Origin of the sequence: Rhizobium sp. RHZ01 (assembly GCF_014851595.1) — a bacterium.
Classification (GTDB): Bacteria; Pseudomonadota; Alphaproteobacteria; order Rhizobiales; family Rhizobiaceae; genus Rhizobium; species Rhizobium altiplani.
In genome coordinates this window covers 249,853-269,755 of sequence record NZ_JACUZZ010000001.1, presented here as the reverse complement: position 1 = coordinate 269,755, position 19,903 = coordinate 249,853, and the positions used below count along the sequence as shown (strand labels likewise).

Sequence of the window (19,903 nt, the reverse complement as noted above, 5' to 3'; positions counted from 1 at the left end):
CTGATGGATAGGGCTCGTGCCTTTGGAATATTCGCCGCAGGAACTCTTCTGGTTGCCTCAACCTACTCAGCTGGGCTAGCCCAGGACTCTGGCCTCTACGGCAAGCCGATAGATCCGAATTCGTCCTTCATTCGAGTTCTTGACGCAAGTGCCTCTTCAGCCATCATTGCGGGGGCATCCATCGAGAATTTTAGCGATGGCGTCTCACCCTACGTCAACGTGAAGCCGGGCGAAGTAGAGATGTCCCTGGGGGCCAAGACAGCCAAGGTGACGGCCGAACCCGGAAAATACTACACGTACGCCGCCCTGGCAGATGGGCAGACGAAGCTTTACACGGATGCGGTCAAGGACGATCCGTCGAAGGCACAGGTTTATCTCTACAATCTAAGCGATTTGAAAGCGGTGGATCTCGTGGTTCCGGCTGCCAAGGCCACCGCACTGAAGGCAGTGGCGCAGGGAGACGCTCAAAGCGTATCGCTGAGAGCACCACTGAGCTTGAGTTTTGCCATCCAGGAAGGCGGGAAGACTGTAGCGGAAACCAGCAAGGTCGATCTCAAGAGGCGCTCGGGCTTCACGATTGTTCTTTCCGGCAGCGCCGGCAACTACCGCGTCATCGCATTAGAAAATTACCTGAACCAATAGGAGATCCAATCGTGACCGGGCGTTTGCGTTTCTCAGTTCTGTGGATCAGCCATCTCAGTGTGGCAGCGGGCGTGTTTGCCGTTTTGGGGGCTGCATCCGCTGCTGCAAAGCCGGTCGCCGTTGAGTTTCTGCCTCCGGCGATTGAGTTGAAACCCATTTGCGAACAGCGCTCACAGGACAGCGATGTCGTCGGTCGCTGGCTTGCCTGGGACAGAAAGGCGCTGCCGAAGCAACAGCCTTGGCTTGTTCTGAGGGAGGCTCAGCGCCTGCGCGACATCGACCCGCAACAGTATTTTCCGATCATACAACGGATGATCGAACTTCTGCCCACGATCGACCCCGGAATGAAGGCAGACGATGTTGCCGCTGAGGAGATTACACTCTACCTGCGCGCCGGAAAGACTGACGAGCTGCGTCAGAGCAAGATGGTTGAACAGCTGATCAGTCGCGCAGAGGCGAACACCCCGAAGAGCCTCTATCTTGCCGCTGAACTGATGCTTGATGGTGTAAGCGCAAAGCACGATGAGAAGAAGGCCCTTTCCTATCTCGTGGCAGCCGCCTACGGCGGTAACCCAAACGCCCTTCTGGAGCTGGCCAAGAGAAATCTCGAGGGTCAGCAGATCCAGGGCTGGAGTGTCGATCCGTCGCTGGCCGTAACGATGGCCTTTGGCGCGATGGTTGGTAAGCTCGACAACGGAATATGTGACCGTGTCACTCGGATCGCGCGGGAGTACGAAAAGGGAGAAGTGGTCGCCGCCGATCGCCGTATTTCTGAGGCATGGTTGCGGTTTGCGGCCGATCTTGGAGATGGGAACGCAGCCTGGAATGTTGCCCGTTACCATCTCGACAGCTCCGAGATTACCAAGGACAACAATCTCCTGATCCACTATCTCCAATTTGCCGCAGACAAGGGCGTGGTTGCCGCGCAGTCTGAACTCGGGCACCTCTATGAAGTTGGGGCGATTGTTCCAAAGGACCTGGCCAAGTCCGAGTATTACTATCAGCTTGCCGTCGCCGCGGGCCATCGAAACAGCCTGATCAAACTTGCAAACCTTTACGAAGACTCCAGTCAGCAGGGCGCGCGCGAAAAATACCGCCACGCATTGAATGAACTCGCTGCACTCCCGGACCCACCGGGCTGGACTTTTGCCAAGCTTGGCAATCTTGCCATCGAGGAAAGCGGCTACTGGCGGGCAGAGAAAACAGCGACCGACTTGTTCGAAAAGGGCGCCGAGCGCCGGGATATGACATCAATCCGCAGTTTGGCCCTGATCCGTCTTCAACACAGTGCGACCGACGGTCAGTTCGACGAGGGCATAAATCTGCTTCTCGAATTGCTTGATAGCTATGGCCGGACGGACACGATGGCCGACCTTCGAGATGCCTACCTTTGCCATGCCCCCGACGGTCCGCAGATCGAGAAGGCCCAATACTGGTCGGCGACTGCAAAGGAGGCACTCAATGCCGGATGGTCCGTCAAGACCATCGGAGATCTTGTCGAGCATCCCAGCACCGCCGAAACGGCGAGCCTGCAGTCGGGCGCCTTGAACGGGCAATCCAATTTCATCGCGGGGTATCTCTGGTACCTCAAGACCTCGAAGGCTACCCCGGAGGCGATCGGCGAATGGGAAAAACGCGTTGCGCAAGATCCCGACGCGAAGACCGCCTACGCAGTTCTAATGCTGCAGGCGGACGACGGCGTAGACAACAAGAAGGCTGCCTTGAAAATGCTGCTGGAAGCGGCGCAAGCCGGGGGCCGGGGCGCAAAGACAGCCGCCGCCGATCTTATCCTGACCTCTCTTGGTCAAGACGCGAAACTGGTTAAGACGGCGGGAGATTTCCTTCATGCCGAAGCGGCAGGCGGATCGGGAGCAGCCATGCAGCTTCTTGCAACAAAGTCGGGCCCGTCGACATCGCCTGCCGACGTCTACCGGGAGTATAGCGACGCTATCGAAGCCCGCGGTGATACGGAGGCAATGATCTTCGCGGCCGGACAGGTTTCCGACGTCGAACAAAAACGGAGCTATCTTGCCCGGGCGGCGGGTAGAATCGATTGCTCTTTCGACTCGGCACTTTTGATGGCCAGCGCCTATTTCTCCTTCAATCAGGCGGCGGATGCCGTCAAATGGATGACGGTTGCAGAGGCGTTTTCGGCAGGAAAGCCGTGGAGATCAAGACTGCTCGGCGAGACGTTCCAGCGGATCCCACAGCCCGATATGCAGACCAATGCCATGCGGCTGTTTGAAGTCGCGGCCTTGGGCGGCGACGCAAAGGCCCAGCAGTATCTGCTGAAGGTCTACCTGGACGCCGCGGGCCCCAATTACTCCCAGGAAAAGGCGGTCGACCTGATGGTGGCCACGATCAGCAAGGCTTCGCCTGCGCAGATTCTTGACAGCTTGTCGCGGCTTGAGCGATCACACAAGGCCATACAGCCGCAGGTGTTGGCGCGCGTGAACCTGGCGACACTGTTTCACGATGCAGCCGCAGCCGGCGATCCCGTGGGCATGAGGGAATTTGGAAAGCTCCAGCTTGCCAGGATGGACGGTCCCGAAGACGCGGTGGTCGCCCAGGATATGTTCCAAAAGGCAGCTGGCAAGGGTGACGTCGAAGCGATGGTGCTGCTTTCCAGAAATTACGCGTTCGGTATCGGCACCACCCCATCCCTCTCGCTGGCCAGGACGTGGCTCGAAAAGGCAGCAAGCCTGGGCAACAAGGAGGCCAAGGAAATGCTCGTTGTCATGACAATGAAGGCCAATTGACATGCAAACCATTCGGTTTTGGACACCATGCGAAGGTGACGTCGATCGGCGCCGAAAGTGGCAGTTGCCATCTATCATCATGACAATTGGCCTGCTTGCTGCACCGCCCTACGCGCTGGCCGCCGTAAAGTGCCCCAGCGTCGGAAAGCCTGTGGTCAGCCTGGAGTTGGGCAGCCGATATGAAAGCAATGACAAGTCTCGTTCCGACATCGACGAGAATGCAGATGCGGCCGTCGACAAGGCGTTGAAGCCGATCGACGTCTATGTCAGGAGCCTGGCAAATCTTTCCGACCAGTCGCCGAAGTCTTCGACGCGGGACGAAACGAACCGCTGTTTGTATCGTGCGCTGTCGAGTTGGGCGGATGCCGGCGCACTTTCCGACCTCGGCACGCTCAATGCCAAGCTTGCGATCTCGCCGCGAGTGGCGGGAATGGCAATATCCTACCACGACGCAAAGGCCGTCACGCCGCCCGACGACGAGCAGAAGAAGGCGATCGAAACCTGGCTTCAGTCTCTCGGCGTGGAGCTCATGACATTCTTCGACGAAGACGCGCCGAAAATGGCTTCGCGAAACAATTTACGGGCCTGGGCAGGGCTCGCCGTCGGCCAGATCGGTGTGGCGACAGACAATGACCAGCTTTCCAGTTGGGGCGCAAAGACGAATGAGATGGTCATCTGCTCGGCAGACGATGACGGCGGACTGCCCTTGGAGATGAAGCGGGGCGACAAGGCGCTCCATTACCAGCTTCATGCGGTGGGTCCTCTTGTCGTCAATGCGGCACTCCTCAATGCGAAGTTCAACGACAGTTTCAGTGTGTGCCAGGGCAAGCTCGACCGGATCGTTGATTTCACGCTGTCCGCACTCCAGAAGCCAGAGCTGGCTGCGGCCAAGGCAGGCACTGAACAGACATTTTCGACTGGCAAGGAAAAACTCGAACCCTTCCAGATCGCATGGCTGGAGCCCTATCTGAAGTTTCGGCAAAGTGAGAAAGCGACACGGCTCGCCGAGCGCTACCGGCCGCTATCCAATTCGAACCTCGGCGGAAACTTGACCAGTCAGTATTCCGCGAAGTCGAAAAAATGAGTGCAGGATAGCTGGAACCCCCTGTTTTACCACGACTGACGGTCAAAGGCGGGCTTGCAATCTATCCTCAAAAACCAATCGATAGGGAGGTCGCGTTGAAAAAGCACCTGGTATTTGGGATCGCGTTCAGTGCCGTGGCCGCACTCACCTTTAATCCGGTTCTTGCTGCTCCGCCCACTGCCCCGCAACAACAAAGCGCATATGTTGCGCCTGACAGTCAATCCAGGCTCAGTCCGAAGGCCTGCGCAAAGCTGATTGCAAAAGCGAAAAACTCAGGCAAAAGCAACGAAATCATACTGAGAAGAAAGATGCGGCTTGAGGCACGAGGCTGCGTTTTCTGACGTCGGCCAGCGGCCATGTTTTCCGCGATCTGCGGTGTGAATATCCCGCGGCCGGCCCCTGTCAGCACGGCGTCCTGGCACGCCCGCTGAGGCGCCACCATCCCCTCAGGTGGACCTGACGGTGCCAACGGCGTAAGATGCCGCCAATGCTGAGGGGCTCTCCGAAGGACACACGCACGTGGCTATCTTCATGGACCGGCATGATCTTGCGGGGACATCCGCCGAAGATATAGCCGAGGCGCATCGCAGGGATCTGGCTGTCGAGGATCGGTATGGGGTGAAGTTCCTCACCTATTGGTATGACCAGCGGCGCGGAACGGCGTTCTGCCTGATCGATGCGCCGGACGCCGAGACCGCGCAATGCGTGCATCGCGAGGCACATGGATTTGTCGCTGGTGAAGTGGTCGAGGTGGCGTTGTCGGCGGTCGAGGCATTCCTTGGGCGCATTCACGAGCCCGAGCAGAAGGCCGGCCAGCCCGGTGCGGAAAGGGATGCCGGGCACAGGGCGATCCTGTTTACCGATATCGTGGGCTCGACGGAGATGACATCACGCCTTGGCGACCGCATGGCTGCGGAACTGGTGCGAGCGCATGATGCGATCGTGCGCCGTTGCCTGACACAATGCGAGGGTCGGGAAGTGAAGCATACCGGCGACGGGATCATGGCCTCGTTCGTTTCGACCCACGCCGCCGTTGGCTGTGCCATGAGCATCCAGCGCGAATTCACCAGCTATAACAGCGGAACGCCGGAACCCATTCACGTTCGTATCGGCCTTGATTGCGGCGAGCCGATCGAAGACAGCCACGATCTCTTCGGCTCGACGGTGCAGCTCGCCGCTCGGCTCTGTGCGGCAGCCGGAGTCGATCAGATACTCGTATCGGAGAATATCTTCCGGGAGCACGGAGCCTCCGATCTTTTCGCCAACGCAGCGCGCCGACGTCTCAAGGGCTTTTCGAAGCCGGTGCTGGCATTCGAATGCGCCTGGAGCGACGCCGAGGGAGTTCGGTCGGACTAGGTAAATCGCAATATCGATGTCGCCGCCGCGCAGGTTCGAGCCGAATGAACGCAACACAGCCTGCGAAAACGCCGCCCTACCCCATCACGATCTGCAGCTTCACGTCACTCGGACGCGCTTCGACGGCGCGATCGAAGGCGGCAATGGAATCCTCGAAGCGGAATGTCTCCGAGATCAGCGGCTTGAGATCGACACGGCCGGAGCCGAGCAGCGCAATCGAACGCTCGTATTGGTGTGCGTAGCGGAACACGGTCTCAATGCGGATTTCCTTTGTCGAGGCCGTCGAGACATCGAAGCCGATCGGATTGACCGGCAGACCGACGGCGACGATGACGCCGCCCGGACGGGGCAGTTCCATGATGGTTTCCCAGGCCTTTGGCGAGCCGGAGCATTCGAAGATCACATCAGCGCCCCACCCATCCGTCAGGCGAGCCACTTCCTCGACGAGGTTCCTCTCGCGGATATTGACCGGGATGACACCCTGATATTGGGCGGCAATGTCGAGCTTTGGTTGGGCCAGATCGGCAACAACAGCGCGAGCACACCCACCGGCAAGAGCGGCAATCGCCACCATCGTGCCAATCGGACCGGCACCAAGCACGACAGCCGTATCGCCGGGGCTGATCTTCGCCTTGGCTGCGGCCTGCATGCCGACCGCGAAGGGCTCGACCATGGCGCCTTCGGCGAAGCTGACGCCATCAGGAAGCTTGTAGGTATAATTGGCCGGATGCACGACTTCTGATGTCAGCACCCCGTGGACCGGCGGAGTGGCCCAGAAGGTAACGGCCGGGTCGACATTGTACATTCCAAGGCGACTCGCCTTGGAATTGGGGTCGGGGATACCGGGCTCCATGCAGACGCGGTCGCCGACTTTCAGATGCGTGACGCCGGCGCCGACCTCGACGACGGTGCCGGCCGCTTCGTGTCCGAGCACCATCGGTTCGTTGACGATGAAGGGACCGATCTTGCCATGGGTGTAGTAATGCACATCGGAACCGCAAACCCCGACGGTGTGGATCCTGATCTTCACCTGTCCCGGGCCTGTCTCCATTGGCAAATCGATGTCGCGAAGCGCGAGTTCATGCTGGCGCTCGAGCACCAGCGCGCGGACTTTGGCCATTTGTGTGTTTCCTTCCCGGTTGGCGCCCGCTCTTTACCTGGGCGCGGCGGCTTTGGACGGACTATATGATCCGAAGCCTTCGCATTCAATCGGATCTAGAAGGCTTTTGCTCAATAAAAGTTCAAATGCTCATTTTGCTTGAGATCGGATCAGCCGGGACCTGACGCGATTTATCGCTGACGATGGTCCACTGGGAACCCCCGATCAAATCATTTCCAGAAACTGGCCGCTTGCCTGAATTTTCCTCGATCAGGGGTTGGAAGCTTGGGTGATCTTTATGCGGTGCTTATATTTGTAGTCGTTTATCACGCTCGAACCTTTATCCCGTCTGAGCCTATGAACACGGAGACTGGCGACCCACGAAACCGGCTGGCGACAGCGACAGTCCTGGCCGGTCCCCGGACCCGCCCGCACGAACGACAAGAGAGACTTCATGGACCTTTCGATGATCATCCGTCCCGAGCACACCTTCATCGGCGTGTCGGTGGCGACGAAATGGAAGGCGTTGGCGAATATTGCTGAGAAAGCCGCCATCGCCTTCCATGTCGAGGAGAGGAAGATACTCCAGGCTCTGGAGAGCCGTGAGAGCCTTGGATCGACGGGGATCGGAAATGGTGTCGCCGTTCCGCACGCTGTCGTCGAAGGGCTGACACATCCGCGTGGCTTGCTCGTGCGCTTTGCGCGGCCACTCGATTTCGAGGCCGTCGACGACGTGCCGACAGACATTGCCTTCGCGCTTCTGTTTGGCGAGGCCAACCGCGGCGAGTATCTGAACGTGCTGGCGGCAATCGCGCGTCAGCTGCAGGCGCCGGGGGTTCTTGCAGCCATGCGCAAGGCCAAGACTGTCGAAGAACTCTATTCTGATTTCCTGGCGGATTCGCGTCTTTGACGAACCGGTAGATCTCTCCGATTTGGCTCGGTGTGCCAGTGCCGCAGACCCGGGCTGCCGCCCGGACCCGGCGGACAGGATCGCACCGAATGCCTCTCGACCATCGTTCGCCTCGTTGCCGGGGACAGCTTCGGCTTCTCGCCGCTCGGTGGACCCGCCAGCCGATGCATCCGATCCGATTCAGGCAATATCGATGAGGATAAGCGCCCGCAGACGGGCCGCGTTCAAGTGGTGCACCTGAAGGTCCGGCGTGCCCAAGGGAGCAAGTCCATTTCCAAAGTGCCTTCCAAATGGGATGCCATTCCAGAGTTGAGGGGGGGAACAGAAACATTCTTCGTTTCATTATACGACTGACTTGGTAGAGTTTCGGCCATCAACGAAGGAGGTTTCCATGCAGTCCATAAGGATCACACGGCTTCTCGCGGCTGTGGCGCTGGCAGGCAGCGTCGCAATCGGGGCTGTCGCTCCCGCACTCGCGGATCAGACGCTTCTCAACGTATCCTACGATCCGACGAGAGAACTGTATAAGGATTTCAACGCCGCCTTCGCTGCGAAGTGGCAGAAGGACACCGGTGAAGCGGTCACCGTCAAGGCTTCTCATGGTGGGTCTGGCGCACAGGCGCGTTCTGTCATCGACGGGCTTGATGCCGATGTCGTAACCCTCGCCCTCGAGGGCGATATCGACGCGATTGCCAAGAAGACTGGAAAGATCCCTGCCGACTGGAAGACCAAGTTCCCGAACAACTCGACGCCGTACACCTCCACGATCGTCTTCCTTGTGCGCAAGGGCAATCCGAAGGGCATCAAGGACTGGGCTGATCTGGTGAAGGATGATGTCCAGGTCATCACGCCCAACCCGAAGACGTCGGGTGGCGCGCGCTGGAACTTCCTGGCCGCCTGGGCATGGGCCAAGCAGGCCAATGGCGGCGATGACGCCAAGGCACAGGAATATGTAACAAAGCTCCTGCAGCATGTCCCGGTACTCGACACCGGTGCGCGCGGCGCAACAACGACCTTCGTGCAGCGCGGCCTCGGCGATGTCCTCCTTGCCTGGGAGAACGAGGCCTATCTCTCCCTGGAAGAACTCGGTCCCGACCAGTTCGAGATCGTCACCCCGGCATTCTCGATCCGCGCGGACCCCCCGGTCGCCGTGGTTGACGGCAACGTCGACAAGAAGGGCACCCGCAAGCTCGCTGAAGCCTATCTGAATTATCTCTATTCGGACGAAGGCCAGAAGATTGCTGCCAAGCACTTCTACCGGCCGATCAAGCCCGAAGCTGCCGACAAGGCAGACATTGCGCGCTTCCCGAACCTGAAGCTGGCGACAATCGATGATTTCGGTGGCTGGAAGGACGCGCAGCCGAAATTCTTCGGCGATGGCGGCGTATTTGACCAAATCTACAAGCCGGCACAATAATACGTCGCATGAAAGCATATAGCCCCACGCGGTGGCGGTTCAGACGGCCGAGCGTCATTCCAGGCTTTGGAATGGCGCTCGGCCTTACCTTGACCTGGCTCACCCTTCTGATCCTCATTCCGCTTTCGGGCCTTGCCTGGCGGTCGAGCGAGCTCGGCTGGACAAAATTCCTGGCCATCGCCTTCGATCCTCGAACGTTGAGTGCTCTACGCATCAGCTTTGGAACCGCCTTCGCAGCCGCCTGCCTCAATGCCGCCTTCGGCGTCGTTCTGGCCTGGGTGCTCGTGCGCTACCGCTTCCCTGGCAAACGCATCATAGATGCCATGGTCGATTTGCCCTTTGCATTGCCGACCGCCGTGGCCGGTATTGCGCTTGCAACACTTTATGCGCCGAATGGCTGGATCGGCCAGTTCCTGACACCACTCGGCATCAAGATCGCCTTCACGCCGCTTGGTATCGTCATTGCCCTGGTCTTCGTCGGCCTTCCCTTCGTCGTGCGGACGGTCCAGCCCGTCATGGAGGAGATCGACAAGGAGGTGGAAGAAGCTGCCGCAACGCTTGGCGCCACGCGTCTGCAGACGATCTTCCGCGTTTTGCTGCCGGGCCTCGCCCCACCTGTCCTGACGGGTTTTGCGCTCGCCTTCGCCCGCGGCGTCGGCGAGTATGGCTCGGTGATCTTTATTGCCGGCAATCTTCCGTTCCGGTCGGAGATTGCGCCGCTTCTGATCGTCATCAAGCTCGAAGAATACAATTATGCAGCTGCGACGGGCATTGCGGCCGTGATGCTGGTCATCTCCTTTGCCATGTTGCTGATCATCAACCTCATCCAGAGCTGGAGCAGACGGAGATATGGTTATGGCACTTGATACCAGCGCTCCGACAAAGGTGCGCTCCGCCGTTACCGAGCACCGGTTCGCGCGGTGGACGCTGATCCTTGTCTCTCTCACTTTCCTGACGCTGATCCTGCTTCTGCCCCTGGCAGCCGTTTTCGTCGAAGCCTTCCGCAAGGGGGCGGGACCGTTCCTCGAGGCGCTTCAGGACGAGGAGACCTTTTCCGCCATTCGCCTGACCCTCATCGTCGCGGGTGTCAGCGTGCCTCTCAACCTGTTTTTTGGAGTGGCGGCCGCCTGGGCGATTGCCAAGTTCGAGTTCAAGGGCAAGGCTCTTCTGACGACGTTGATCGACCTGCCCTTTTCGGTCTCGCCGGTCGTTTCGGGCCTGGTCTTCGTCCTGTTGCTTGGTGCCAATACCTATCTTGGTCATTGGCTGAGCGCCTACAACATCAAGATCCTGTTTGCCGTTCCGGGGCTCATTCTCGCGACCATGTTCGTCACCTTTCCCTTCGTGGCGCGCGAGCTGATCCCCCTGATGCAGGAACAGGGGACGGGTGACGAAGAGGCGGCGATATCGCTGGGGGCCAGTGGCTGGCAGACTTTCTGGCATGTGACCTTGCCGAACATCAAATGGGGTCTGCTCTACGGCGTGCTGCTCTGCAACGCCCGCGCCATGGGTGAGTTCGGCGCCGTTTCTGTGGTCTCCGGTCACATCCGGGGACAGACGAACACCATGCCGCTGCAGGTGGAAATTCTCTATAACGAGTACAATTTCACCGGCGCGTTTGCCGTTGCCACCCTGCTTGCCTTGCTTGCGCTCGTGACCCTTGTTTTAAAGACGCTGCTCGAGATGCGATACAGCGAAGAAATCGCCGCCAGCCGACGGCACTGAAGGAATTAGAATGGAAGTTCGCGTACAAAACCTGCGCAAGGAATTCGAACGCTTTCCCGCGCTGCACGACGTCTCGCTCGACATACACTCCGGTGAACTCATTGCGCTGCTCGGACCGTCCGGTTCCGGCAAGACGACCTTGCTGCGTCTTATTGCCGGTCTCGAGAGCCCGACGGAAGGGTCGATCTATTTCGGCGACGAGGATGCGTCGAAAAAGACCGTGCAGCAGCGTAATATCGGCTTCGTGTTCCAGCATTATGCCCTCTTCCGGCATATGACCGTGCTCGACAATGTCTCCTTCGGCCTGAAAGTGCGCGATGGTGCGCGGCGTCCGCCCAAGGCTGAGATCCGCAGGCGGGCTCTGGAGCTTCTCGACCTCGTTCAGCTCTCCGGCCTGGAGAAGCGCTATCCGGCCCAGCTTTCCGGCGGCCAGCGTCAGCGCGTGGCGCTTGCGCGCGCCATGGCGGTTGAGCCGAACGTGCTTCTGCTTGACGAGCCCTTCGGCGCGCTCGACGCCCAGGTCCGCAAGGATCTGCGCAAATGGTTGCGCGAGATCCATGATCGCACCGGCCACACCACCGTCTTCGTCACGCACGACCAGGACGAGGCAATGGAGCTTGCCGACCGCGTGGTCGTCATGAGCCAGGGCGCGATCGAGCAGATCGGAACACCCGACGAGGTGTACGACAACCCAAACTCGCCCTTCGTCTTTGGCTTTGTCGGACAGTCGAACTGTCTCGACGTGCGGGTCAATGGCGGCGAGATCTGGTTCGAGGACCGGCCGCTCGGGCTGAAGGTCGAGAGCGAAGCGGATGGAGACGCCCAGCTTTACTTCCGGCCGCACGATATCGAGTTGCGGGACGGCTGCGGCGGTTGCATCGCCGGTCTGCTGACGACAAGCCGGCGCGTTGCCGGCACGCGCCATATCGAGGTCGACATCGGCAAGGGACATCCGCCCATCGAACTCGAACTGTCGCCTTCGCAGGCAGGGGCGCTCGATCGGACGCGGATCGCCTTCAGACCGACACGGTGGAAGTTGTTCCGGCCGGCTGCATAGTGACGGTCCACGCGGGCGATAGCGGCACGAATCAGCATGCCGCGCGGGCCGATTTCGGTGGTTGCATCCGCCTGGCGGTCATTACCGGTGATGGAAGATCTCTTTGTTTTCGGTGGGCGGCAGCAGTGCGAATCACCCTGCGCAGCCGGGCGAACGGCGCCCAAATCAAATTGTGATACTAATTGGGTTTGAAATTTACCTGAAACGCAGGTAAAAAAGCGATCACTTAATCGAGAAGGGCTTACTACTCTAAATAGGGGGCACCTGACATTGAGGGCGCATACATCGTTGGGAAAATCTCTCGCCGGGATTTTGCTCGCGGGCGTGGCTGTTGCAGGCTGCACGACCGCACAGCAACCGGCTTCGAAGGTGGTGAGCGACGCCACCAAGCCCAGGAATGCGGCGCACGCGGCGCAATCATCCAAAGTTACCTTCAATTATACGGCCAAGGATCGCGATTGCCTGAAGCGGGCAATGTACTTCGAATCCGAGCATTCTGATCGCGACGGCTACATGGCGGTCGGAACCGTGGTCATGAACCGTCTGACGTCGGGCGCCTATCCCGATTCAATCTGCGGTGTCGTTGCCCAACAGAGGCAGTTTGCACCTGGCGTGATGACGCGCGAGGTCGAGCCTGTGGCCGAGGTTGAACTGGCAGACGCCGCTGACGCAATCTTGCGTGGCGAACGGCATCCGGGCGTCAAGGACGCGATGTTCTTTCACACGGACGGTCTGTCGTTTCCATATCGCAACATGCACTACGTGACGATTGCCGGCGGCAATGCGTTCTACGAGAAGCGTGGCCGGGACGGCGAGCTGCAGACGCCAGCACCCTTGCCCGCATATGAAGTTGCAATGAACTATCTGCCGGGCCGCAGCAGGATGCCGGCTCAGTTCGAGGCGCTTGTTCCGACGACGGTCCCTGTGCCGATCCCGATGCCCGGGGCGGTGGCGACCTTGGGAACGGAACCGGCTCCTCCGGCACCGACGGAAGCTGTCGTGCCTGTCAGCACCGACGCGGTGATACCAGTCGCCATTCCGACGCCGAGGCCGGACTTCGATAACGCCGTTCTGCGCGGCAGCCTCGCCCACGGCTGAGGCTGTTCGCCCTACTTCGCCCTGTTTCCATCGGCATCGAAGACGTGCAGATGCTGCGCGGGGAACGACACGTTGATTGTCGGGCCGGATGTCAACGCGGCCCGGTCGAGCGTGAAGATCTTGAATGGCAGGCCGTGCAGCGACAGGTGCAGGATGATGCCGAAGCCGGTCGGCTCGACCAATTCGACGTTCGCGGTCAGACCGCCCTCGCTGGCAATCACAACATGCTCCGGACGAATGCCGAGCGTGACTTTAGCACCGTTTGTCAGCGACAGCGGCGCAGCGAGCGGGACAACCGTTCCGTCCTTCAGGCGGACCCCGCCGTCTGTATAGGTCGCGTCCAGGAAATTCATGCCTGGCGAGCCGATGAAGCCGGCGACGAAGAGGTTGGCGGGAGTATCGTAGAGTTCGAGCGGGCTGCCGACCTGCTGCACAACACCGCCATGCATGGCAACGATCCTGTCAGCGAGCGTCATCGCCTCGATCTGGTCGTGGGTGACATAGATCGAGGTCGCCTTCAGGTCGCCATGCAGTTTCTTGATTTCCGCGCGCATCTGTTCGCGCAGGCGCGCGTCGAGGTTCGACAGCGGCTCATCGAAGAGGAAGGCTTTCGGCTGGCGCACGATGGCACGGCCCATGGCGACGCGCTGGCGCTGGCCGCCCGAAAGCGCCTTCGGCCGGCGTTCGAGCAGCGGGTCGAGGCCGAGCTTGGAGGCGGCAGCACCGACGGCGCTGGCGATCTTTTCCTTGGCGGTTTTGCGAAGCTTCAGGCTGTAGCTCATGTTGCCGGCGACATTCATGTGGGGATAGAGCGCGTAGGACTGGAACACCATGGCGATGTCGCGGTCCTTCGGATGCAGCTCGTTGACGCGATTGCCGGCAATGCGGATCTCGCCGCCGGTAACGTCCTCGAGGCCAGCGATCATGCGCAGCAGGGTGGACTTGCCGCAGCCCGACGGGCCGACAAGCACGACGAACTCGCCGTCCTTGATCCTGAGGTCGACGTCATGCAGCACCTTGACGGGGCCATAGGCCTTCTTGACGTTCTGGATATCGATCGATGCCATTTTGATTAACCCTTGACCGCGCCGGCCGTCAGGCCCTGGACGAGATAACGCTGGATGAGCAGGAAGAAGAGACCGGCCGGGATGAGCGCGAGCACGCCTGCCGCCATCATCTGCCCGAAATCCACGGAGAATTTGGAAACGAAGGTCAAAAGCCCGACCGGGAAGGTCGCCGCGTCGTTGCCGTTGATCAGCATGAGGGCAAAGAGCAGTTCGCTCCATGCCGCGGTGAAGACAAAGCCGAGCGTCGCGGCGATGCCGGGCAACGTCAGTGGCAGGATGATCTGCCGGAAGGCCGTGAACTGCGTGGCACCATCGATCATCGCTGCCTCCTCGAGATCCTTCGGAATGCCGTCGAAGAACGACTGCATCAGGAAGGTGGCAAAGGGCACGTTGAAGGCGGTGTAGACGACGACGAGACCGGTCAGGCTGTTTGTCAGGTGCAGTGGCGTCAGGATCTTGAAGATCGGCGCAACCAGCATGACAAGCGGGAACATCTGCGTCAGCAGCATCAAGGCGACGATCCAGTACTTCGCCCGGAAGTTGAAGCGCGACAGCGCATAGCCCGAAAGCGAAGCGCAGACTGTCACCACGACGGCGGTCGAGGCCGACACGATCAGGCTGTTCTTGAAGAAGGTCGGGAAGGCACTGTGCTGGATGACGAAGGAATAATGTTCAAAGGTCGTCCGTGAAGGCCACATCCGGACGCCTTCCGTATAGAGCAGGTCGTTCGGCGTCACCGACACCTTGAGGAGCCAGAACAGCGGAAACAGCGCAAAGACGATGTAGCAGAGAATGGCCAGGCGATGCGCGATGGTGGGGAGAAGGGATCGCTTCATGGCATCAATCCTTGTTCAGCAGGGTCTGCCGCAGCAGGATGATCAACATCGAGTAGGCGAGCAGCAGGACGAGCAGCACCAGTGCGATTGCCGAGGCATAGCCGAAGTCCAGGCGCTTGAAGGCCTGCGTGAAGATGTAGCTCGCGACGATCTGCGTCCGGTCGGCCGGTCCGCCGCCGGTCATGACGACGATCAGGTCGGCGAAGTTGGAGACCCAGACGGTGCGCAGCAGCACGGTGATGGCAATCGTCGGCGCGAGGAAGGGCAAGGTGATCGAACGAAACCGCTGGAACCAGCCGGCGCCGTCGATGGAGGCTGCCTCATAGAGATCGCGCGGGATCGCCTGTAGTGCGGCAAGCAGGGTGATCGCAAAGAACGGGATGCCCCACCAGACATTGGCGATAATCGGTCCCCACATCGCATGTTGCGGATCGGAGAGGATGTTGGCAGGCTCGCTCATCAGCCCCAGCGCAAACAGCCAGTGCGGGATTGGCCCGATCACGGGATTGAATAGCCAGGCCCAGTTCAGACCGGCGAGGAAGGATGGGACAGCCCAGGGCAGAAAGACCAGAGCCTGCACGACACCCCTGCCCCAGAACGGCTTGTCGAGCAGAAGCGCGAGGATGAGGCCGAAGACGAACTGCAGCAGGACGGAGGCGCCCGTCCATAACAGCGTATTCTTCAAGGCACCGTAAAAAGCGGCATCTTGCGAGAGTGCACGGAAATGGTCGAGCCCGATGAAGCCGCCCGAAAAGGGATTGAGCAGCTGGATGTCACGAAACGCGTAGGACACCCCGATCACCAGTGGCACCAGCATCACCGCAATGATCAGGACCAGCGATGGCGCACTGTAGAGATAGGGTTCGGAGGCATCGGCGACGCGCTTCAGCCAGGGGCGTCTGTCCTGGCGCCTTTCCAGCGTATCGGCAGTCATGGTCATCAGACAAAATCCGTTTTGCGGCGCTTGTTGCGCCGTCGCAAGACAGGGAAGGAGGCGGCGGACAGGTCCGCCGCCGGTGGTCCGTTACTTCTTGGCGAGGAACTTCTGCTGTGCCTTGGTCAGATAATCTGCCCACTGGTCAGCCAGTTCCTTCGGCGTGATGTCGCCGAGAAGCGCCTGCTGGGTCGTCTTGATCGCGAGCGAATCCTTGAAGAAGGCGAACTCTTCGAGGTAGGTCGGCATCACGGTCGGAACGATATTCGGATCGGCCAGCTCCTCGAACCAACCCTTGAACTGATCGCCCGCATAGAAGGGATCCTTCTCGGCCGAGGTATGAACCGGAAGTGCGCCCGTCCGCTTGTTCCACTCGATGTTGCCCTCAGGCGATTCAAGTGTCTCGATCAGCTTCCAGGAGAGATCCTTGTTCTGGCTGGTGTTAAACATCGACCAGCCGGCAAAGCCGATTGTCGTGAAGCCCTTGCCGCTCGGGCCGACCGGCATCTTGGTGACGCCGAAATCTTCCGGCTTCATGCGCTGGGCAACCGCGATCAGCGCGTCCGGATCCTGGTCGAGCATCGCGCAGGTGCCTGAATAGAAACCGGCGACGGTTTCATTGAAGCCCCAGTTGACGCTGTCCTTCGGCGTCAGGCCCTTCTTGTAGAGATCGACAACCCATTCGAGACCCTTTGCCCAGCCTTCGCTGTTCATGGTCGAGGTGCCGTCCTCGTTGAAGAACTTGTTGGAGCCCGCCATCGTCGCGCCGAACATCACCCAGCCGTTCAGGCCACCCGGACCACCGCGCAGGCAGTAACCGGACTTGCCCGGGAGCTTGGAGACCTTTTCGGAAGCTGCGACGAAATCGTCAAGCGTCTTCGGCGGCTCGGAAACGCCGGCTTCCTTGAAGAGGTTCTTGTTGTAGAACAGCGCACGCAGGTAGAAGCCGTAGGGCAGCATGTAGGCGGTGTTCTTGACGTCGCGGCCGAGTTCAAGGGCGCGCGGCGTCAGGCCCTTGGTGTGCTCCCACTTGGCAAGGTAGGGCTCGAGGCTTTCGAGCATGCCGTTGTTGGCATAGAGCGAAAGCCAGGTGTCGGGCATTTCCATCACGTCTGGCGTGTCGCCGGCCGAGACCATGGTCGCGAACTTCTGGAAGGCTTCGTTCCAGGGTAGCGAGATGATGTCGACCTTGGTGCCGGGGTTTGCGGCCTCGAACTTGCCGACGATCGATTTCAGGGTCTCGGTTCGTTCGGGGCTGGTGATGACCTCGACCAGTTTCAGCGTGGTATCGGCGAGCGCCGTACCGGCCATCATCGTGGCGAGTAGAGTGGCGGTGATCAGTCTTTTCATGCTTGCTCCCCCTTTTCAGGTTTTTCAGGTTGTCAACTCAAGAGGCGACCGCCAATGCCGCCTCGATGTCCTTCCACAGCGCCTCAGTTCCTTCGAGGCCGACGTGAAGGCGTACTGACCGCGCATGGATCCCGAAGGTATGCGCGGAATTCGGTTGCGCCTTCTGCTGAAGGACGACCTCGCCTGGTACGATCAGGCTTTCATGCCCACCCCAGCTCACTCCCAGTTTGAAGAGCTTGAGGTGATCGGCGAAGGCGCGGATATCGACGCCCTCGCGGAATATGAAGGAAAACAGGCCCGACGTGCCGTTGAGGCCAGCCGGAAGCCGGTTGGCAAGGCCCGGATGGCAGACGGTCTCCACCACGTCGAGTTCCTGCAGGCGCCTGGCGATCGTCATCGCGGCCGCCTCATGCGCCCGCATACGGATCGGCAATGTGCGCAGGCCGCGGATCAAGAGCCATGCGTCAAACGGCGAGAGCTTGCCGCCGAGATAGGGGTAGGCCTCTGCCTTGATGCGGGCGATCATCTCCTTCGAGCCGGCAACGACACCGGCCACGACGTCGCTGTGGCCGCCGAGATATTTCGAGGCCGAATGGATGACGATATCGACGCCGAGTGAAATCGGCTGCTGGAAGTATGGGCTCGCCCAGCTATTGTCGATCATGGTGACGACGCCATGCTTCCTGGCAAGGGCCGCGAGCGCGCCGACATCATGGGCTTCCATCACCCAGCTCGTCGGGCTTTCCATGTAGAAGACCTTGGCGCCGGGCAGCGCCTTGGCTACAGCCTCTTCATCGCGACCATCGACATAGGTCACCTCGACCTTCATGCGCTTCAGGATCGTGCCGAACAGGCGGAAGGCATCGGGATAGACATGCTTGACGGCAACGATCCGGTCGCCCGGCTCGACGAAGGAGAGCACCGCCGAGGAGATCGCCGCCATGCCGCTTGCAAAGCCGAGCGCATCTTCAGCGCCCTCGAGCTTTGCCAGCATTTCCTCGAACATGCGAACGGTCGGGTTGAGGCCGCGCGTATAGATCGGCCGGACCTTCTCGCCCCGATAGGAGGAGATCATGTCGTCATAGTCGGAAAAGGTAAAAAGCGACGTCTGAAAGATCGGTGGCACGACGGCTTCGGCGAAGTTTCCTTCGTCGTGTGCTGTGATGAGCGAGGCAAGATCGAACGCGTCTGCGCCGTTGTTCATTTCGACATTTCCTTGATATCTTCCTCGACGACCCCGAGGATTTTCAGTGTCTCTTCACGCGCGGCCTCGGCGTCCCGGGCAGCGATCGCGTTGAAGAGCGTGCGGTGAAAGGGAAACGAGCGGCGGGCGAAGTCCTCGCGCTCGAAGGGATGCTCCCAGAACTGCCAGAATGTCTCGCGCATCTGCTCGAGAAGCTGGCGGAAAAGCGGATTGTGGGTGGCATCGTAGATGGCAAGATGGAAGGCAAGGTCTTCAGGCCCCGACGTGCCCTTCTCTATGTGGACGCGTTCCATCTCATTGAGGTTCTGCTCGATCAGGATGAGATCCTTGTCGGTCCGCTTGCGCGCGGCGACCATGCAGGCCTCGCACTCGATCCCGCGACGCACCTCGAGCGTTTGCAAAAGAGCGTTACGCAGATGGCCGGTATCAAGCGACAGCGGCATATGGATTGTCGCCTTCGAAACCGGTTTCAGCAAGTAAGTGCCGCTGCCCTTTCGTGTTTCGATGACGCCGAGCGCCTGGAAATGACGGATCGCTTCACGGATCGTCGAACGGCCCACCATCAGCGCCGCCATCAGCTCGCGCTCCGCCGGCAGGCGATCGCCTGCCCTCAATTGCGCGCTCTGAACATACTCGGCCAGTGCGTCGGTCACCTGACGTGCCCGATCCATGGCCGGAAGCGGCCGGATAACCGGCCTGTCGCTGCGTGGTGCCTTCATGGTTCCCCAGAATTCTTATAGGCAGTCGACCTAAAATTGGTCTGACATCTTAGCATTTCCAAAAAGCAGCGGAAACGTCAAGGGCAAGTCGGAAGTTAAAGAGCGGATTCTAGATTCTCCCAGGATACGGATCTCGGAAATCGAGGTCGTGGCGAAGGTCAGCGACCCTTACACAAACCTTTAAAAGGCAGACCTCACAGCAGGCGCTGAAGGCGCGTGTCAGTCCTTGCCCACCGAGCGGTGCAAACCCGCCGTAGAGCTACGGCCGACTATCCGACGGGTTATCACGCACCGCCAGTTCAGCCTCGGTTGGAACCTCGTTTATCTCGAACATCCTTCGTGGGCGTTCCCGCCATTGCTCCAAGTCGCCCTCACTCCAGAGGACAACGGCAACCATCGCCGCGGACGTCCGCTTCGTCCTTCGCCATCGGCCATGTATTGAATGACCTCACACCGAAACGTCGCGCGCCAAAACCCGGAGAAAGAAAAACCACAGCGCCTGCTTGACTAGTAGCAAGTTCCAGCGTCCTTGCAGTGTCGGTATCGCCCTGAACGATTGCGCCGAATTCTCGCAAAAGGTAGCAACCGCCACACTTCATAGGCGGAATTCAACGCTTGGGGCTGAAGCCACCCGTATCATCATCGC

Annotated in this window: 18 protein-coding genes; 11 read left to right on the top strand and 7 right to left on the bottom strand. The window is 59.9% G+C overall.

Going from position 1 to position 19,903, the window contains the following annotated elements; translation table 11 throughout:
* Positions 1-3 precede the first annotated feature (3 nt).
* The 5 genes from IB248_RS01170 (at position 4) to IB248_RS01150 (ending at position 5,841) form a co-directional block, all read left to right on the top strand.
* The gene (locus IB248_RS01170; protein ID WP_192240066.1) at positions 4-642 is read left to right on the top strand and encodes an alginate O-acetyltransferase AlgF; all 639 of its coding nucleotides are present in this window, start codon (positions 4-6) and stop codon (positions 640-642) included.
* 11 nt (positions 643-653) lie between these two features.
* Positions 654-3,401, top strand: coding sequence for an SEL1-like repeat protein (locus IB248_RS01165; RefSeq protein WP_192240065.1), 2,748 nt, complete (start codon positions 654-656; stop codon positions 3,399-3,401).
* A 64-nt stretch (positions 3,402-3,465) separates the two neighbouring features.
* The gene (locus tag IB248_RS01160) at positions 3,466-4,485 is read left to right on the top strand and encodes an alginate lyase family protein (RefSeq protein ID WP_192240064.1); all 1,020 of its coding nucleotides are present in this window, start codon (positions 3,466-3,468) and stop codon (positions 4,483-4,485) included.
* Between the two features lie 95 nt (positions 4,486-4,580).
* A complete protein-coding gene (locus tag IB248_RS01155; RefSeq protein ID WP_169680061.1) occupies positions 4,581-4,826 on the top strand; it encodes a hypothetical protein in 246 nt (81 codons plus the stop codon).
* Positions 4,827-5,004: 178 nt separating this feature from the next.
* Positions 5,005-5,841: a nickel-binding protein gene (locus tag IB248_RS01150; RefSeq protein ID WP_192240063.1), complete on the top strand. Its 837-nt coding sequence runs from the start codon at positions 5,005-5,007 to the stop codon at positions 5,839-5,841.
* Between the two features lie 76 nt (positions 5,842-5,917).
* Here IB248_RS01150 and IB248_RS01145 read toward each other — a convergent pair whose 3' ends face one another.
* Positions 5,918-6,961 carry an NAD(P)-dependent alcohol dehydrogenase gene (locus tag IB248_RS01145; RefSeq protein ID WP_025658311.1) on the bottom strand — a complete coding sequence of 348 codons (1,044 nt, stop codon included), beginning with the start codon at positions 6,959-6,961 and terminating at the stop codon, positions 5,918-5,920.
* A 433-nt stretch (positions 6,962-7,394) separates the two neighbouring features.
* On the opposite strand from IB248_RS01145, the gene IB248_RS01140 reads away from it, so the two are divergent.
* The 6 genes from IB248_RS01140 (at position 7,395) to IB248_RS01115 (ending at position 13,147) form a co-directional block, all read left to right on the top strand.
* Positions 7,395-7,850, top strand: a complete 456-nt coding sequence (locus tag IB248_RS01140; RefSeq protein ID WP_192240062.1) for a PTS sugar transporter subunit IIA — start codon at positions 7,395-7,397, stop codon at positions 7,848-7,850.
* Between the two features lie 391 nt (positions 7,851-8,241).
* Positions 8,242-9,267 (top strand): sulfate ABC transporter substrate-binding protein, encoded by a 1,026-nt coding sequence (locus IB248_RS01135; RefSeq protein WP_018855420.1) that lies wholly within the window; start codon positions 8,242-8,244, stop codon positions 9,265-9,267.
* Positions 9,268-9,275: 8 nt separating this feature from the next.
* Entirely contained in the window at positions 9,276-10,133 is an 858-nt protein-coding gene (gene cysT / locus IB248_RS01130) for a sulfate ABC transporter permease subunit CysT (protein ID WP_025658308.1), read from the top strand.
* The gene (gene cysW / locus IB248_RS01125) at positions 10,123-10,992 is read left to right on the top strand and encodes a sulfate ABC transporter permease subunit CysW (protein WP_192240061.1); all 870 of its coding nucleotides are present in this window, start codon (positions 10,123-10,125) and stop codon (positions 10,990-10,992) included. Before cysT ends, cysW begins: the two co-directional genes overlap by 11 nt.
* Before the next feature lie 10 nt (positions 10,993-11,002).
* On the top strand, positions 11,003-12,049 hold the full coding sequence (locus IB248_RS01120; RefSeq protein ID WP_169680071.1) for a sulfate/molybdate ABC transporter ATP-binding protein: 1,047 nt from the start codon (positions 11,003-11,005) through the stop codon (positions 12,047-12,049).
* Between the two features lie 270 nt (positions 12,050-12,319).
* Positions 12,320-13,147, top strand: coding sequence for a cell wall hydrolase (locus IB248_RS01115; RefSeq protein ID WP_192240060.1), 828 nt, complete (start codon positions 12,320-12,322; stop codon positions 13,145-13,147).
* Positions 13,148-13,158: 11 nt separating this feature from the next.
* Here the strand turns inward: IB248_RS01115 and ugpC are convergent, their stop codons facing one another.
* From ugpC to IB248_RS01085, 6 genes are all read right to left on the bottom strand, one after another.
* Positions 13,159-14,214 (bottom strand): sn-glycerol-3-phosphate ABC transporter ATP-binding protein UgpC, encoded by a 1,056-nt coding sequence (gene ugpC, locus IB248_RS01110; RefSeq protein WP_192240059.1) that lies wholly within the window; start codon positions 14,212-14,214, stop codon positions 13,159-13,161.
* 5 nt (positions 14,215-14,219) lie between these two features.
* Complete coding sequence (locus IB248_RS01105) at positions 14,220-15,050, bottom strand: carbohydrate ABC transporter permease (protein ID WP_192240058.1); 831 nt, start codon at positions 15,048-15,050, stop codon at positions 14,220-14,222.
* Positions 15,051-15,054: 4 nt separating this feature from the next.
* Positions 15,055-15,990: a sugar ABC transporter permease gene (locus IB248_RS01100; protein ID WP_192240057.1), complete on the bottom strand. Its 936-nt coding sequence runs from the start codon at positions 15,988-15,990 to the stop codon at positions 15,055-15,057.
* 84 nt (positions 15,991-16,074) lie between these two features.
* Positions 16,075-17,334 (bottom strand): sugar ABC transporter substrate-binding protein, encoded by a 1,260-nt coding sequence (locus IB248_RS01095; protein ID WP_018855412.1) that lies wholly within the window; start codon positions 17,332-17,334, stop codon positions 16,075-16,077.
* 37 nt (positions 17,335-17,371) lie between these two features.
* Positions 17,372-18,538, bottom strand: coding sequence for a PLP-dependent transferase (locus IB248_RS01090; RefSeq protein ID WP_018855411.1), 1,167 nt, complete (start codon positions 18,536-18,538; stop codon positions 17,372-17,374).
* The gene (locus tag IB248_RS01085) at positions 18,535-19,257 is read right to left on the bottom strand and encodes a FadR/GntR family transcriptional regulator (protein ID WP_025658300.1); all 723 of its coding nucleotides are present in this window, start codon (positions 19,255-19,257) and stop codon (positions 18,535-18,537) included. The genes IB248_RS01090 and IB248_RS01085 overlap by 4 nt, the downstream gene beginning before the upstream one ends.
* Positions 19,258-19,903: the final 646 nt, after the last annotated feature.

Coding starts and splice junctions, on each gene's coding strand:
- IB248_RS01085 (WP_025658300.1), bottom strand. CDS start 19,257: ATGAAGGCACCACGCAGCGACAGGCCGGTTATCCGGCCGCTTCCGGCC.
- IB248_RS01100 (WP_192240057.1), bottom strand. CDS start 15,990: ATGACCATGACTGCCGATACGCTGGAAAGGCGCCAGGACAGACGCCCC.
- IB248_RS01090 (WP_018855411.1), bottom strand. CDS start 18,538: ATGAACAACGGCGCAGACGCGTTCGATCTTGCCTCGCTCATCACAGCA.
- IB248_RS01095 (WP_018855412.1), bottom strand. CDS start 17,334: ATGAAAAGACTGATCACCGCCACTCTACTCGCCACGATGATGGCCGGT.
- IB248_RS01145 (WP_025658311.1), bottom strand. CDS start 6,961: ATGGCCAAAGTCCGCGCGCTGGTGCTCGAGCGCCAGCATGAACTCGCG.
- cysT (WP_025658308.1), top strand. CDS start 9,276: ATGAAAGCATATAGCCCCACGCGGTGGCGGTTCAGACGGCCGAGCGTC.
- IB248_RS01170 (WP_192240066.1), top strand. CDS start 4: ATGGATAGGGCTCGTGCCTTTGGAATATTCGCCGCAGGAACTCTTCTG.
- IB248_RS01105 (WP_192240058.1), bottom strand. CDS start 15,050: ATGAAGCGATCCCTTCTCCCCACCATCGCGCATCGCCTGGCCATTCTC.
- ugpC (WP_192240059.1), bottom strand. CDS start 14,214: ATGGCATCGATCGATATCCAGAACGTCAAGAAGGCCTATGGCCCCGTC.
- cysW (WP_192240061.1), top strand. CDS start 10,123: ATGGCACTTGATACCAGCGCTCCGACAAAGGTGCGCTCCGCCGTTACC.
- IB248_RS01135 (WP_018855420.1), top strand. CDS start 8,242: ATGCAGTCCATAAGGATCACACGGCTTCTCGCGGCTGTGGCGCTGGCA.
- IB248_RS01140 (WP_192240062.1), top strand. CDS start 7,395: ATGGACCTTTCGATGATCATCCGTCCCGAGCACACCTTCATCGGCGTG.
- IB248_RS01120 (WP_169680071.1), top strand. CDS start 11,003: ATGGAAGTTCGCGTACAAAACCTGCGCAAGGAATTCGAACGCTTTCCC.